Below are 13579 nucleotides of genomic sequence, written 5' to 3' on the forward strand. Positions count from 1 at the left end.
AGTCCGGTTTCGTGGGAGGGGAAGAGGATATCCGTACAGGTATCTTCGCCCCTACCCGACTGGAACTCGGAAGTGGGTTCCAAAACGCTGGGGATCGCCACCTTCTACCTGCGCGGGGTTTGCGCCAACAGATGCCTGTGGGGCGTTGAAAATTTCGAGGAGGTCAATATCCGCCACTCGAAATTCGCCGCCGCCCGTTTTGCCCATCAGGCCGCACCCGCGCTTGAGCATTTTGCCGACAGCTCGCCCTCGCATTTCATTACCGGCATCAAGGCGGCGCGCGAGACGATCGTTGCGCGCAAGGATGAGGATCGCGAGGATTTCCTGAGGAAGCGCGGCTTCTCCAAAACCGATACCGCGAAGATCATCGAGACCGTGCTGGTCGAGGAAGGTCATCCGCCCGCATCGCTCTATGATTTCGTGCAGGGCATCACGGCCCACGCACGCAGCAAGCCGCATCAGGAAGCCCGCCTCGAACTCGAAGGCAAGGCCCGAAAGCTCCTCGAAAAGGCGCTCTGAGCGGCGCGGGCTAGCCCGCTCTCTCCTCATCCAGCTCTTTAGGCGGCTCCGGCTCAGTGCCGCTGCCGCCTTTCTCTTGCCCGCGAAGGATATCAGCCATGCGCGAGAATATTGTGCCTGCCCTGCAGGCGTTTCAGGTCGAGGTCGCCTTTTTCAGCGGCGATGAACGCTACGCCAGCGAAACCTACAAGGTCGAGGCGGCCAACTGGTACAGCGCCGAACAGGCCGCCCTCGAGATGTCGGGGGCCAGTGCTTATGACGACCCCCGCGTGCCCGATCTGCGCCGCGAGGCCTGCGCCCGCGCCTGCTGAGACCGGGCGTTTAAATCACGCAGGCGGCGGCATGAGGCCGGATATTCACGCGATGCCGCGGCTCGTATTTTCGAAAGCATCCCCATGACGGATAACTCCCTGCACGATTTCAGGGCGCTTCTGGCCCGCGCCCGCGCGGCGCTCGAAACACCTGCCGATCTCGACAGTCACGCGATGGCTTTCCTTGCCGAGGATATCGCGCTTGCCGAACAGGGCCTGGCGCATTCTCCAATGCTCTGGCCGCTCGATATCCATGTCGGGGTCATCGAACATAAGGAGGGACTCAACATCCATGTGTCCCTCGACCGCCCGGCGCTGGAGGAACAGATCGCCGAATTCTGCCGCGAATGGTGGCCGGACATCCGCGATCCCCGAAAAGCCGAAGATCTGAGCGACGCGGATGTGATCGAGATCTATTTCGACCGACATGACAGCGAATGCCTGATAATCGAGCAAATTCGGATCGATCCGCCATCGGCTACTGCTGTCTGTGCAACTCAACCTGCCTTGGAAAATGGCCGCTACTGCGTCCTTTCCACCGCGCATCTTTCCGCTGCGACGGCCGAGCTGCTCGACCTCTGGTCTTCCTGGCCGCCCGGTGATCGCCCGCTCGATATTGCGGCCGCCGTCCACGGCTGGTTCGTGCCGACCAGACTGCGAGACGAGTCCGGCGCAGCGCCTCTGCCCGAAGATCTCGCGGCACTGATCACCTTTGGTCGCGAAAAGGGCTTTGCCTATGTCCTTGTCGATTGCGATGGCGACACGGTCGATGACCTACCTTTGAGCAATTGGTGACAGTTGCTTTTGTCGGGAAGGCGCCGGCATGAAGATCCTTGCTACCTACCGCACCCAAATCAGGATCGAGGAAGTGGCCGGGCGCGATGCCAAGGTTCGCTATGTCCGCGTTCTCAAACAGGTGAGACGCCACCACCTCAATCTGCCGGTCATGCGCGCCCATCCGCGCAGGGGCGGCCTGGCCAATTCCGACCTGATGCCGAGGATCATCGCAGGTGTTCTTCGCAAGGCGGCGATCGGCTGCGCGCGGTTCGATCTCGATGCCCTGCCGCCCATGATCCGGGTCGAACCCGACAATGGCGGCTTCATGGCCTCGGTCCACCTGATCGAGGACTGACCCAATTTTCATCATCTGCCCTCCATCCGCCCCCATCCGCGATGGTCGGGGCCAAGAGGAGTGCATCTCATGACCTTTGCTGCCCATGAATTCGCCGCCGATACCAAAGTGCCGCTCGGCCGCTCCTCGACGGCTCCGCTTGAACTGGATCTAGCCAAGCTGATGGCGGGGCGCTGCCTCATTCAGGGTTCCTCCGGGGCGGGCAAGAGCCAGACCCTGCGCCGGATCATCGAGGAGGCCTTCGATTATCTCACAACCATCATCGTCGATCCGGAGGGCGAATTTGCCAATCTGGCCGATCATATCGGCGCCACCACCATCCTTGCCCGCGACTATGCCAATGACGGGCTGACCGCTCTTGCGCTGCGCGCGCGTCAGCATCGGATCGCGCTCCATCTCGATCTCACCGATCTTGAACCCGATATCCGCATCGAAAAGGCGGCGGCCTTCTTTGCAGGGCTCTTATCCGCACCGCGCGAGCATTGGGGCAATACGGTGCTGGTCTGTATCGACGAAGCCCATCTGCTGGCGCCGCATATGGCAGCCTCCGCGCGCGATGCTGAAACCCGCCGTCTTGGCGTGGCAACGCTCACCGATATGTGTGCCAGGGGGCGCAAACGCGGCATCGGCACGATCATCGCCACCCAGCGCCTTGCCAAACTGGCCAGTTCGGTGGTGTCCGAGCTTCACAACCACCTCATCGGCCTCAATGTCTTTGACCGCGACGTAGCCCGAGCCGCCGATCTGCTTGGTTTCGGCAGCGAGCAGGCCGGTCTTCTGCGCCAGCTTGCACCGGGCGAATTCTTTGCCTTTGGCCCCGCGCTGTCGCCGCTGCCGCAGCTTGTCCGGATCGATCCGACGATCACCCGCCATATCGGCCATAGCCCGGCATTGCTTTCGGCTGCCGATCTCGATCCGCAGCAAAGCCGCTCGCTGCTCGAGCTTGATGCGCTGCGCGAACCCTCCGCAGGACGCAAGCTGCCGGTGCCACGGCAGGTGCTGCGCATGCTCGACAGTTTTCTGCTCGATCCGGCGGCGGGGCCTGCCACGCGGATTAGCGCGGCGCTGCGCAACATCGCACCCAATGCCACCACGGCGGAGGAACTGGCGCGGCATCTGGGCTTGCCGGGCGAGGACGTGGACGCCGGGCTGGACCTGCTTTCGGCCATCGGAGCTGCAGACACGATGCCGCGCGATGCGACAAGGATGGCCCGCCTGTCTGCACGGCTTCGTCTGCGCGTCATCGACACGCCGGTTGTCGGCCTTGCCTGAAAGGATCGACTGTGACCTACGACCGCTTCTGTGACCTGCCGGGCGATATTGTCGAACTGGCCCCTTACGTTCCGACCGAACAGCCCATCTGTCAGGCTCCCCTGCGCGAAATCGCCTTTCAGGCGAATGCCTGGCTCCCTGCCGAGACAGACCGGCTGCGTGAGGCATTCTTAGCCGATCATTCGCTTGATGATATCGCCCGGGATCTTGGGCGCAGCAGGGCCGGGATCGCCAGCCGCATTGCCGATCTCGGACTGCGCCGCCATTCCCGGCGCGATTGGCTGGAATGGGAGGACGGCGAGCTTGTCCGCCGATATGGCGAAGAACCGGCGTCCGATCTGGCCGCTCTGCTTGGCCGGTCGGTCAGTGCTGTCTATGCCCGAGCGAAACTGTTGGACCTGAGTGAACCGGCCGCGCCTGCCTATACCGGCTGGGAGGATGTCCAGATCAAGGAGGGCTATCGGGAAGGCGTTCCGGTTGCACAGATCGCGCAATTGATCGGACGGCCCTTTGCCGGGGTGATCGGACGCGCTGCGGCGCTGAACCTGCGCCATGACTGTCAGCCCGAGGGATGGTCCGACGAAGAATTGGCCCGCGCCTTCGAACTGGCGGGGCAAGGCCACCGCTACGTCGTAATCGTCGACAGGCTCGCCGACGAAGGGTTCCCTCGGCGCAGCGCACGCGGGTTTGGTCAGAAGCTCCGCAAGTTCGGTTATGGACGGGGCTGGGGCAGGGCGTGGATTGCTGAAGAGGATGATCTGCTCACAATGGCCTATGCCACCGGGGCAAGCCTTACCTCCTTACGCGAAAGGCTCGGTCGATCAGCTCATTCGATCCGCTGGCGCGTTGCCGAGCTGGGGTTGCGGGGCAGCCATGACCGGCCCAACGGGTTTCGCTCCGGGCCGGACTGGTCGGATGACGACAATGCCGTTCTCAGGCGCGACTATGGCAAACGACCGACCCGCCAGATCGCGGCTTCGCTCGGGCGAGGCGTGCGGGCGGTGCTGATGCATGCCAACCGGCTTGGGCTCTCGCATGGCTATATCCGGTCGTTCACGCCGGAGGAAGACCGGGCAATTGCGACAGCCTGGGAGCAGGGCATCTCACTCACTGACCTTGCCCAGGCTCTCGGGCGGGATGCGGCGGTCATCAGCAAGCATGCCGTCCGCATCGGCTATCGGTTCACCGATCCGGCGCGGCCCTGCAAGGCGCCCAGGAGCAGGCGGGCGGGCAGGATCCCGGTTGCGCCGGCGGACCTGATGGCGCCGGGGCCTTGGGCTGCTGTTCACAAAAAGGACGAGGGCCGCCCCGCCGCATGAGGATCGGCAGGGGCACTGAACGCTTCGAGAGTCTCTCATCCGCTCTTTGCGCCATCGTGACCTATGCCGGCGCGGCAGGCTCGGTCTGGATCTCCTTCGACAGGAAAACGCTGCCTGACGAGCGCTGACCGGCCTTTACGCGAGCTTTGACAAGGGGGGCCTGTTTGACAAAGGGGGGCTGCCGGTTGCCCAATTCCGAATCCTGGAGAAAGGTGATGCCCTGTTCCGACTACCTGTCGCCGCGGCGGCACATGCTGGCTTCGTTCGAGCGCTGCTATGCGGTGGCTGTCCAGAGGCGTCATCAAAGCGGATATATCCAGCTGATCCTGCTGACCGGCAGCCCTCTGCAGCCCTACCGGATCACCGGACGGGCGCCTGGCCGGAATGAGCGTATTGTCGCCATTATCGTCTAGCTTTCTGCCTGCGCCGCCTAATGGCATTCCTCGTGTCCACAGGAGTTTGCTCATGCCTTCCGGTTTCACCCTTGGTGCTCATTTTGAGGGTTTGATCAAGCAGCAGGTGAACAGCGGTCGTTACGCTTCGACCAGTGAGGTTGTTTGCCACAGCCTTCGCCCGCTTGAGGAACAGGAGGCCATGCGTCAGGCTAGGCTTGACGCGCTTCGTTCTGAGGTCGAGTCTGGCGTCCGAAGCGGGCCGGGTATTCCGGCTGATCGCGTCTTTACCAAAGCCCGTCAGCGTATCACCGATATTGCAGCAGAGCACCTGGAGGACTGATGCAGCTTGAATTTTCACCAGCTGCCGAGGATGTCCGGTCGATATCGCCGGCTTCATAGCCAGAGATAATCCGACAAGAGCAATCACATTTATCGATGAGATTGAAATTGCCTGCTTGAGGCTGCTCGTAGCGAGGGTCCCGGTGCCGAGCTCCGGATCATTGATATGGCGGTGCAATGTCGAGGTCGCCGCCGCGCGGGACTGGCGGGATTTCCTTGCTCCTGGGACTTCAGGCCGAGGGCCGTACGGCGGTGATGAAGCTGCCCTTGCCCTTGAGCTCCACGATGGGCCGGGAGCCGTATTCGTCATGATGGGCATTAAGCAGACGCAACTGCTGACCGCCGTGCATTACGGCAAATGTGTCATCAACGTCGAGCACAGTCCGCCTGTGGACCGGTGAATTTGGTAGCGCATTATGAAAGCGAACCTTCAAATAGTTGTTCGATTTTAGCAATATTAACCATCAATCCACCATTTCCGGCGATGAAAAGTCTGATTTTCCAAGCGGAGGTTGGAGCTTTGTCATCAACAATGGTCACGATCTCGCCAGGAAACACGCGAAAAAGCACTTTAGATGGTGTGGCGGCAAAGCTTCCGGGGTGGTGGCCTTTCGCCCTCATCACATTGCTATGCATTTTGCTGCGTCTTCCCACCTTTGGCAACCCGATGCTCGACTATGACGAGCAGCTCTATCTGGTTGTGGGCGATCGTATTCTGCATGGGCAATTGCCCTACGTGGATCTTTGGGACCGCAAACCCATCGGGCTCTTTTTGTTCTATGCCGGTGTGCGCCTGCTGGGCGGCGGCGGTATCATCCAATATCAGCTGATGGCTGCTCTATGCGTGGCCGTCACCTCATCGGTCATCTGGAGCATTGTACGCCGTAGCGCAGGCATGCTCCAGGGGTTCGTGGCAGCCCTGGCCTATGTTCTTCTGCTCAATGTGCTGAGCGGCATGGGCGGTCAGACGCCGGTCATCTACAATGCCTTGACAGCCTGCGCCGTCCGGGCCGCTTTCCGCTCAAACGATACGCAGAGGCGGTCCCGGATCGTCGGCCTTGCGTTAACGGCGATGGCACTCATGGGGGTTGCCATACAGTTTAAATATATGCCCGTTGTGGAAGGCATTTTTCTGGGGATCTGGTTTCTTTGGCGCCTGCGGCGTGCCGACATGCCGCTCCGGAGACTTATTCTCGTGGCATTCGCCATGATCACTGTGGCGTTGCTGCCTACCATTGCGGCTTTTGCTTATTATGCCTGGATCGGACATCTGGACGCTTTTATCCAGGCCAATTTCATTTCGGTTTTTCACCGCAAGCCGTTTCCCGTTGAAACGCGCCTATTGCAGATCAAATTTGTCCTGGCAAAGGCGATTTGCGTCATCGCACCGGCGCCTATGGCGCTGATTTTGCGTTGGCGTCAGCGTGCCGTGGGCAACCCGCAGGATTTTTGGCTGCTGGCCGGATGGACACTGTCTGCGGTTGCCGGCTTTAGCATGCTGGGTGATTTTTATGACTTCTATTTCATCACTGTTTTGCCGCCACTGTGCATAGTGGTCGCCCCGCTCGTTCGCGGCGGGCGAATGGGTTTTTTTATCAGCTGCATGCTGTGTTTATGGCCGGCCCTGTTGACCCCTTCGAATTACTTCAAGACTTCGGCTTACGAGCAGGCAGCCCGGCAGCTTACGCAGGCCATCACACCCTATGTCACGCATCGCTGCCTTTATGTCTATGACGGGCCCACGATTCTTTACCTGCTGACCGGTGCCTGCTCCTCGAGCCGCTATATTTACCCGGATCATTTGACCAATCCTACGGAAACTCCGGCTTTGGGCGTTGATGCCGCGGCCGAGGAAGCGCGTTTGCTTGCATCTCGCCCCGGCGCCATCATCACGGCGGACCGGCCACTGGTGCCGCGTGTCGATCCAGTCACACAGAAACTTGTCCAGAGGGCATTGGCACGTGATTACGTTCTGGTGGCGCGGGTTTCCGTGATTGAACGCGTGATTTACGTCTGGGCTTTAAAAGATCTGCATCCCTCTCGCACTGTCCGGATTGCGGATCCGGGTGCTGCCATTCCGGAATAATTTTCCATAGAGGGTTTCCAGATGGAGCCGTGGTCCGGCCGCCGCCGCGAGGCCCCGATTGAGGGTTGGGTACCTCGCGAAAAGATGGTTGTACAGTGTCGGCGGAGCGGCTGCATATCTGACGCGGCCGGATCAATCGCAATCGGTCTTGTCAGGGGAAATACATCTGGCAATTTTTTGGCTAAGGAGATGCTCATGGTCAGTCCCCGGTCCACGATGCCCAAACCAACCTTTCCAGCCTGATCCCTGAAGCGCCGGCGGGGGCGAGGTCGTGATCGCGCGCGGCAATGTGCGGCTTGTTCGGCTGGTGCCGATCGAATCGCAGGGGCGCCGCGCATTCGGGGTTCTCAATAGCAGGATCTCCGTCGATGAGCGCTTCAACGATTCCCTGCCGGAGGATAAGATCGAAGAGTGGAATCCTGCTTGAGACTGCTGTTCGATGCACATGCGCTGATCTGGTGGCCGGCGGAGAATGAGGCCTGAGCCTTCATGCCCGCAATGCCATTGCCGATGAGGGCGACGGCATTTTTATCAGCGCTGCTTCGACCATGGAAGTGGCCGCCAGGTTCCGCATCGGCAAATTGCCCGATCCGGCGCTCCTTTGCGCATGATTTCGAGGCGATCATTTGCCGGGCAGGGTTTCGGTGAGCCGGCCGTCAGCGTTCGGCATGCCCGGCTCGCCGGGGCAATGAACATTGCCAGCAAGGACCTCTTTGACCGCTTCCTGTTCGCGCGGGTTCGGAGCGAAGGCATGGTGCCGGTTTCCAGTGAAGCCCTGTTCGATGGCTTTGCGGTCCGGTGCCTCTGGTAGGATATTCAGAGAAAGCCGTTTTCTGCCTCGTCGCCCTGATGGCTTGACGCTGCCCATCCTTGAGGCACAGTTGTTTTATGCGCCTCACCGATCATCTTGCGGCCAGTCGGTGCCTCTACCCTGGCCCTCTGGCCGGCATGCCCGATATTATGCTGATCGATGTTCCGGCCGGCTTTGCCGGGGCGTCCCTGCCTCTGGGCCGCTATTACCCGATCATCCTCGAAAGCGTGGAAGAACTGGCCGAGCTGGAGACCTTTCTCGAAGCGCCGCGCGATGAGCTGGTGTTCCCCGATCTGTTCGACCGGCGCCCCTCGGGCAGCATGTGCGAATGTGTGGTGATCGCCCGCTATCGGCCTCCCTTGCCGGACTGGCCATGGGTGCTGCTCTGCCAATGGCCGGTGGCTTACACGTCGCTGGCTCCGCCCGAAGCCGATCTTTTTGCAAGGGATGTCTATACGATCGAGGTGGTGCCAAGCCGCAGCGAGATGATCGGCACCGAGAGCCGGTTGCGCGTGGCCCTGTCCTGCCATCCACACAGGCATGTCGGAGATGGCGGGCCGGAGATTGGTCATGCATGAGAGGTGTTGAACAGCGCCTGGAACTTTATCACGATGGCATCGCTCTGCCAGGAATCGCCGCGTATCCGTATCCCCCCTTTCCCCGTCATGGCGGCTTTGGAAAAGATCTGTCGGACGATGCTTCTCATTTTGCAGAATAGTTTGATGGCCCATATTCCCGGCGTCCATGATCGTCCGACCGGCATGCTTTGCACAAATTGGTCACAGCCCGATGATCGAACTCGAGGACAGCCGCATCCTCCGGCTTGTGACGAATGAGGATCTGCGGTCCTTCGATGCGGGAAGCGTCATCTTCGAGGACAGGATCACGACGGACCATCGCCTTCACCTGACCTGGATCGGACACGCGGCGGGCCGGGGGGGGGGAACTCTGCTTCGGGAGTACAGGTCCCGGTAATAGGGTCGCGCGGGCGGTGAGGGCAGGGGAGGAAGGGATAGGTTGCGCTGCGCGGCACCGCCGGGCCGGAGAGGAGAGAAGGGTCTTGATGAGTGTCGCCGGAAAAGGGTTCCGAGTGATATTCGAAAGGTCAAGGTAATGAATATCGGAGAAATCTCGCTTCAGAACGGTCGTCTGATGGGGCGTATTGCCACGCGCACGATCGATCTCCCCCGCATCGGTCTGCGACCCGTTGAAAGTCAGAACCCGCGGGCGCCCCGCTACGAGGTCGTCGCGCTCAATGTCGCCCGCCGCTGGGTCCAGATCGGGGCCCTCTGGGAAGCCGAAACGAAAAAGACCGGGGAAGTGTTCCTCGCCGGCAATATCGACGACCCCAGCCTGCCCGAGCCGCTGCCGGTGGCTTTGTTCCGTAATGAAGGCGGCGGCTACGCGATTGCATGGCGGCGCGATACGCTGCGTTCGGAAGCTGTTGGTCCTGGGTTTGGCGCCAGCAATTTCGATATGCAGGGCGGGGATGCCGATGGTCGCTACGAAGGCGGCGCGGAGCGCGGGTTTGGCGGCAGCACCGCCGGGCCCGATGGCACGGTAATGCGTCAGATGGCGCTCGCCGGCGCTGACGAGGATGACGACATCGCGTTCTGATCTTCTCTGTATTCCACCCCAAGCGGGCCGGGGCGTTCACGCGTTCCCGGCCCGATTTTTATCTCCCCCGTGCTTTGGGAGTGCTCACCATGACCGATCCATTTCCACGCAGCGTCAGCAGGTTTGCCGATCTGCCCGGCCTCTATGCGGCGATCACCGCCAGTCCGGAATTCCAGCGGGCCTTTGGCGATCCCATGCCGCTGTCGATCACTGAGCCGGGCGAGGAGTCTGGCGAACATGATATGCCCGAACCGCTTGCGGCGCAGGCCGAATGCGGTGCCGTTATCGCCACGATCTTCGATCTGCTCACCGGGACCAGGCTTGAACCGCTTGCAGCGGAAATCGCCTGGGGTTTTGTCAATTCCTTCCACTTCGTCGCAGGCAAGCTGGAACGCCGCGAGGAGGCCCTTGCCGATGAAATCCGCGATCTGGCCCGCAGTCCTGACACATCGGAAGTCTATAATCGTGAGCTGGAGGACAAACAGCTCCTTTGCCAGTCGACCGCCGAGCAGCGTGAGGCGATGGAATGCATGCGCGATTATGCCGCCGAGATGTATCGCGCACAGTCAGGCTGGCCATGGTCGCCGACAAAGGGCTCGCGCGCATCGAAAGCCTCGACCGCCACGCAGATCGCCGTTCAGGACTTTCTGCGCGGGCGTGAACTCGAAAGGCGCGAGCGCCATGTACCCAGAGGGCCGATTGTCATCGCCTCGGGCCATGCCGAATGGCATGACTGGCAGGCCGTCTGGGCAAGGCTCGATGCGGTTCATGCGCGCATCCCCAACATGATGCTGGTCTCGACCGCGCAGCGCAAAGGCTTTGATGCCATCGTCGCGGCCTGGGCGGCGCATAGCGGAGTTCCGCTGGTGGCCTATACGCTGACGGGCGGGGGGCGCGGGGCTCCCTTTGCCCGCAATCGGCGGATGGTGGAATTGAAGCCCGTCGAGGCTATTCTGGGCGAGGGTTCTGGCATTCAGGCCAATCTCTATCAGGCCCTGCGTAAGGCGGGCGTGCCGATCCACGCCTTCCGTAAAGGGGATCAGGCGCCCATCGCCGGCGTGCCCCGGTTGGCGGTGACAAGGCGTCGCCATAGCGTCTGATGGCTCTTTCCGTATTACCGTAACTCCGGCCGGCCGCGCTTATGCGCGGTCGGCCTTTTTTATGCCTGAGGGGAGGGACTAGCCCACGGTTTGATCACAAGAGATGCCCCATGGCGAGGTGGCGTCTGGAGGCACCCGTTGCGAAGCGGGGGCGTCGAACCCCCGCTCCGCAAGCCTCCTCTCTTCTCTCAAGTCTTCCAAGTGTGGCACGGGATCGCGACGGCCTCAAGGACGGCGGGGCCCCACCATTTTTACGGGCGGGTAGGGCGCGGTGCCTGGATCGCGAGCATATTTTCCGCCCGAAAAAATCGTGACCCCCACCGCCGCTGCGCGGTCGCGTTCCGCGATCCCTGACCCCGCCGCTCGGAGCCCGTGCCGATGAAGAGACCTCTTTTTTGATGGAGGTTACAATGACCAAGGCAATCCGTTCTGTCCGCTCCTTTACCGAGATCGCCGAATTCCTTGCGCAGGAAACCGCGGGCCCCACTGACGACTTTGCGCACAGCTTTACTGAGACCGTCGATGGCTTTCGTATCAGCATCGCCGACGAGGTGGTGACGAGCGATCTGCCCGACGCATTGCAGGTCCAGCTTGCCACCGAAATGCTGGTGCGCACGATGTTCGATGTGCTGCGCGACACCAGGCTTGAAATGCTGTCCGATCGCCTTGCATGGGGGATTGTCCATGCCTTCCACCGGGTCGCCGGGCAACTCGACGGCGAGGCGGACAAAGCGGCACTCAAGGTCCGGGATCTCATCCGCGATGCCGACGGCAGCGAGGTGATGATGGGGGAGTTGGAAGAGGCCCAGACACTCTGCCAGTCACTCGATGAAGCCCGCGAGGCGGTAGCCTGCATGCGCGACCATGCCGCTGCCACCTTCCACAGCGAGACAGGCCGTCCGTGGTCCTCGCCGCGCGGATCGCTGGTGTCAGGCAAGCGCACCGCCTCGGTTATTGCCGCCCAGGATTTCCTCGCCGCGCGCCGTCAGCGCCGGATTGATCAGCACCACCCGCAGGCCCCGATCGTGATCTTTTCAGGTGGGGCGGAAGGCTGGCACGACCACGCGCTGATCTGGGAAAGACTCGATGCAATCCGTGCGCGGATACCGGCGATGGTGCTGGCAACGACGGCACAGGAAAAAGGCTGCGATGCGATGGCGGCTGCCTGGGCGGCGAGCCGGAATGTCCGCCTTGTTGCCTTCACCCTCAACCGCAAACTCGGGGCGCAGGCCGGGTTTCGCCGCAACGAGCAATTGCTGGCCCTGTGTCCGGTAGAGGCGGTGGTGGCGCAGGGCTCAGGGCTGCAATCCCATCTGGCGCGCGGGGTGAGGGCAAAGGGTATCCCCGCGCATTTCATCACGCTTGCCAATCAGCGTGAGGCGGCGTCTCGTTAGGGTAGCGCAAAGGGCTGGTCCGGTTTGTCCGGGCCAGCCCTTCTTCTTTATTCCGATGTCGATGTCGGCCCCGCTCAGGGACCCGTCACCGGGTCCGTCGCGGTGCCGATGACGGGCAGCGGTTCTTCCCCGGCATTGCTTCTTTGCGACTTATCCCGGGTCGGCCTGGCGGGCGAGCGAGGTTGGGGAGTTGCTCCGGTGCCGGCTTCAGGCGAGGCCTTGAGCGCCGTGATCGCAGCGCCGCCGCCGGTTCTGATCGCCCGGGTCACGATCTCGCGCAAGTCACGTTCGGTGAGCCGTTCGACCGGGAGCTCACGGATCAGATTGGCATATTTACCCCGCAGCGCGAGGCGTGCCTTCTCGACGTCTTCGGCGGCCTTGCGCTGGCGTTCTTCCAGTTCGGCAAGGCGATCTCTTTCGCTCAATTTGGGCATGTCCATCATCCTTTTTAAGAGATGGTCTGCCCGCCACTCTTCCTATATCGGGTGCATCGCGCATGTGCGCAATATCCCGGCGCAAAAACCTCAGGGGCGTGGCGGGGCAACCGCGGGGTGATCGTCAGAACAAGGCAATGGCCCTTGCCGGAACAGCTGCCTTGCTGCCGCTGTAATATCCACAGGCTTGGTATGATCGTCGCAACTGGGGCTATTTGCCGGCAAGGGGGCGAAAGATCGCCGTCGCGCAATCGCGCACCCGGCCTTACGTGCAGGCTTACGTGCCTGCCCCTGGTAAGCGTCTGCTGTGAAGACCATGGCTGCATCAGTATTATATGGTCCGATCCCGTCGCAAGCGGAGAGGACAGTACCGTTTTGCAATGCCTGCGCAGCAGCTTCGTCAGGTCGGCGGCGCGTTGGCGGTCCGGCCATACCCGCGAACCCGGGCGACATACTCACACATCACGCTTTCGAGGTTCGATGCCGGCCGGTTCGGTGCGGCAACGTAAGACGAGCGAATATGCCGATGTCTCAGCCTTGCCGGCGCGGCAATGGTCAGGTCCGCTCAAACGAAGTCCACCGTGAGGCAGGTTCCGAAGTGACGCCGAAACGGCTGCGATTTCGAATGAATGCTGGGTTGGAGAGGCAACCGGGGAGCGGTCATCGGGGGCAGGCAACCGAGGACAGGCAACCGGGGACGGGCAGGCGGCCGTCCGGGCGATCGCCGTCGCCCGATATTTTCGCGATTTTCGCGCCTCGTGGGCATGGTGCATGGGCATAGGCTTTATGAAGGCGCACCATTGGCTGCATTGTGCCGCGCCCCTGATCCTATCCCCCAATCCGATCCCCC

At 61.7% G+C, this 13579-nt stretch carries 17 protein-coding genes and 1 pseudogene; 14 read left to right on the forward strand and 4 right to left on the reverse strand.

The genetic code is table 11. The features are described from left to right. The 8 genes and pseudogenes from GGR38_RS22980 to GGR38_RS23015 all read left to right on the forward strand — a co-directional run. Window positions 1-519 (forward strand): annotated as a pseudogene (locus GGR38_RS22980) (hypothetical protein); the annotation flags it as partial. A 98-nt stretch (window positions 520-617) separates the two neighbouring features. Next, a complete protein-coding gene (locus GGR38_RS22985; RefSeq protein ID WP_168603506.1) occupies window positions 618-830 on the forward strand; it encodes a hypothetical protein in 213 nt (70 codons plus the stop codon). Between the two features lie 84 nt (window positions 831-914). Continuing rightward, window positions 915-1625, forward strand: a complete 711-nt coding sequence (locus tag GGR38_RS22990) for a DUF5983 family protein (protein ID WP_183629220.1) — start codon at window positions 915-917, stop codon at window positions 1623-1625. A gap of 28 nt (window positions 1626-1653) precedes the next feature. After that, entirely contained in the window at window positions 1654-1962 is a 309-nt protein-coding gene (locus GGR38_RS22995; RefSeq protein WP_183629222.1) for a hypothetical protein, read from the forward strand. A gap of 69 nt (window positions 1963-2031) precedes the next feature. Next, window positions 2032-3234, forward strand: coding sequence for an ATP-binding protein (locus GGR38_RS23000; protein ID WP_183629223.1), 1203 nt, complete (start codon window positions 2032-2034; stop codon window positions 3232-3234). 11 nt (window positions 3235-3245) lie between these two features. After that, window positions 3246-4553, forward strand: a complete 1308-nt coding sequence (locus GGR38_RS23005; RefSeq protein WP_183629225.1) for a helix-turn-helix domain-containing protein — start codon at window positions 3246-3248, stop codon at window positions 4551-4553. Between the two features lie 215 nt (window positions 4554-4768). After that, the gene (locus GGR38_RS23010) at window positions 4769-4966 is read left to right on the forward strand and encodes a hypothetical protein (protein WP_183629227.1); all 198 of its coding nucleotides are present in this window, start codon (window positions 4769-4771) and stop codon (window positions 4964-4966) included. Between the two features lie 52 nt (window positions 4967-5018). After that, window positions 5019-5288, forward strand: coding sequence for a type II toxin-antitoxin system ParD family antitoxin (locus tag GGR38_RS23015; RefSeq protein WP_183629230.1), 270 nt, complete (start codon window positions 5019-5021; stop codon window positions 5286-5288). Window positions 5289-5517: 229 nt separating this feature from the next. Here the strand turns inward: GGR38_RS23015 and GGR38_RS23020 are convergent, their stop codons facing one another. Further along, a complete protein-coding gene (locus tag GGR38_RS23020; RefSeq protein WP_425497085.1) occupies window positions 5518-5667 on the reverse strand; it encodes a hypothetical protein in 150 nt (49 codons plus the stop codon). A 34-nt stretch (window positions 5668-5701) separates the two neighbouring features. Continuing rightward, complete coding sequence (locus tag GGR38_RS24495) at window positions 5702-5827, reverse strand: hypothetical protein (protein WP_281379496.1); 126 nt, start codon at window positions 5825-5827, stop codon at window positions 5702-5704. Here GGR38_RS24495 and GGR38_RS23025 point away from each other — a divergent pair. Next, window positions 5820-7373 (forward strand): ArnT family glycosyltransferase, encoded by a 1554-nt coding sequence (locus GGR38_RS23025; RefSeq protein ID WP_246405227.1) that lies wholly within the window; start codon window positions 5820-5822, stop codon window positions 7371-7373. The two genes, GGR38_RS24495 and GGR38_RS23025, sit on opposite strands and share 8 nt — an antisense overlap. Before the next feature lie 271 nt (window positions 7374-7644). Next, on the forward strand, window positions 7645-7800 hold the full coding sequence (locus tag GGR38_RS23030; protein WP_246405229.1) for a hypothetical protein: 156 nt from the start codon (window positions 7645-7647) through the stop codon (window positions 7798-7800). A gap of 195 nt (window positions 7801-7995) precedes the next feature. Here GGR38_RS23030 and GGR38_RS23035 read toward each other — a convergent pair whose 3' ends face one another. Continuing rightward, on the reverse strand, window positions 7996-8241 hold the full coding sequence (locus GGR38_RS23035; protein WP_183629231.1) for a hypothetical protein: 246 nt from the start codon (window positions 8239-8241) through the stop codon (window positions 7996-7998). An 80-nt stretch (window positions 8242-8321) separates the two neighbouring features. Between GGR38_RS23035 and GGR38_RS23040 the strand changes: the two genes are divergently transcribed. From GGR38_RS23040 to GGR38_RS23055, 4 genes are all read left to right on the forward strand, one after another. Further along, window positions 8322-8762 (forward strand): hypothetical protein, encoded by a 441-nt coding sequence (locus tag GGR38_RS23040; RefSeq protein WP_183629233.1) that lies wholly within the window; start codon window positions 8322-8324, stop codon window positions 8760-8762. Between the two features lie 535 nt (window positions 8763-9297). Continuing rightward, entirely contained in the window at window positions 9298-9801 is a 504-nt protein-coding gene (locus tag GGR38_RS23045; RefSeq protein WP_183629235.1) for a DUF736 domain-containing protein, read from the forward strand. 89 nt (window positions 9802-9890) lie between these two features. Continuing rightward, on the forward strand, window positions 9891-10901 hold the full coding sequence (locus GGR38_RS23050) for a DUF2493 domain-containing protein (RefSeq protein ID WP_183629237.1): 1011 nt from the start codon (window positions 9891-9893) through the stop codon (window positions 10899-10901). 410 nt (window positions 10902-11311) lie between these two features. After that, window positions 11312-12295, forward strand: coding sequence for a DUF2493 domain-containing protein (locus GGR38_RS23055; RefSeq protein ID WP_183629239.1), 984 nt, complete (start codon window positions 11312-11314; stop codon window positions 12293-12295). Window positions 12296-12369: 74 nt separating this feature from the next. On the opposite strand, the gene GGR38_RS24035 is transcribed toward GGR38_RS23055, so the two are convergent. After that, complete coding sequence (locus GGR38_RS24035) at window positions 12370-12729, reverse strand: hypothetical protein (RefSeq protein ID WP_221227228.1); 360 nt, start codon at window positions 12727-12729, stop codon at window positions 12370-12372. Window positions 12730-13579: the final 850 nt, after the last annotated feature.

This window comes from Novosphingobium sediminicola (genome assembly GCF_014196525.1).
GTDB lineage: Bacteria > Pseudomonadota > Alphaproteobacteria > Sphingomonadales > Sphingomonadaceae > Novosphingobium > Novosphingobium sediminicola.

Coding starts and splice junctions, on each gene's coding strand:
- GGR38_RS23000 (WP_183629223.1), top strand. CDS start 2,032: ATGACCTTTGCTGCCCATGAATTCGCCGCCGATACCAAAGTGCCGCTC.
- GGR38_RS23055 (WP_183629239.1), top strand. CDS start 11,312: ATGACCAAGGCAATCCGTTCTGTCCGCTCCTTTACCGAGATCGCCGAA.
- GGR38_RS23015 (WP_183629230.1), top strand. CDS start 5,019: ATGCCTTCCGGTTTCACCCTTGGTGCTCATTTTGAGGGTTTGATCAAG.
- GGR38_RS22990 (WP_183629220.1), top strand. CDS start 915: ATGACGGATAACTCCCTGCACGATTTCAGGGCGCTTCTGGCCCGCGCC.
- GGR38_RS22985 (WP_168603506.1), top strand. CDS start 618: ATGCGCGAGAATATTGTGCCTGCCCTGCAGGCGTTTCAGGTCGAGGTC.
- GGR38_RS23025 (WP_246405227.1), top strand. CDS start 5,820: ATGGTCACGATCTCGCCAGGAAACACGCGAAAAAGCACTTTAGATGGT.
- GGR38_RS24035 (WP_221227228.1), bottom strand. CDS start 12,729: ATGCCCAAATTGAGCGAAAGAGATCGCCTTGCCGAACTGGAAGAACGC.
- GGR38_RS23035 (WP_183629231.1), bottom strand. CDS start 8,241: ATGGGCAGCGTCAAGCCATCAGGGCGACGAGGCAGAAAACGGCTTTCT.
- GGR38_RS23045 (WP_183629235.1), top strand. CDS start 9,298: ATGAATATCGGAGAAATCTCGCTTCAGAACGGTCGTCTGATGGGGCGT.
- GGR38_RS23050 (WP_183629237.1), top strand. CDS start 9,891: ATGACCGATCCATTTCCACGCAGCGTCAGCAGGTTTGCCGATCTGCCC.
- GGR38_RS23040 (WP_183629233.1), top strand. CDS start 8,322: ATGCCCGATATTATGCTGATCGATGTTCCGGCCGGCTTTGCCGGGGCG.
- GGR38_RS23010 (WP_183629227.1), top strand. CDS start 4,769: ATGCCCTGTTCCGACTACCTGTCGCCGCGGCGGCACATGCTGGCTTCG.
- GGR38_RS22995 (WP_183629222.1), top strand. CDS start 1,654: ATGAAGATCCTTGCTACCTACCGCACCCAAATCAGGATCGAGGAAGTG.